Source organism: Undibacterium sp. Di24W, assembly GCF_049340325.1.
Classification (GTDB): Bacteria; Pseudomonadota; Gammaproteobacteria; order Burkholderiales; family Burkholderiaceae_D; genus Undibacterium.
Genome location: NZ_JBMPOP010000038.1, coordinates 1 through 261 on the forward strand (window position 1 = coordinate 1; position 261 = coordinate 261).

Consider the following 261-nt stretch of genomic DNA (forward strand, 5'->3'; position numbering starts at 1 on the left):
GTACCCGTTGCGCCGCCTATCACTAAAGGCAGTGTTTCAGGGGACGCTGAATCAATCACCGTATCATCAATCGTGCTCACGGTGACCGTAAAGGCCGTCACACCACTCGGTACTATCACATTGCCACCGACCAGGGTGACGCCATTACTAAACACCGGGGTCGCATTGTAATCGGGCGCCGTCGCACTGCCGCCACCTAAACTATAGGCGTAGGTCGTCGTCGCGTTCGTCGCTGCCGACAGACTGACGGTGTAGACCAGG

The 261-nt window shown here is 57.5% G+C and carries 1 protein-coding gene; it reads right to left on the minus strand.

Features of this window, described 5'->3' with window-relative positions; translation table 11 throughout:
* Positions 1-261 (minus strand): hypothetical protein (locus tag ACO0KZ_RS20530; RefSeq protein ID WP_422998657.1); only part of this gene is annotated, 261 nt, incomplete at both ends.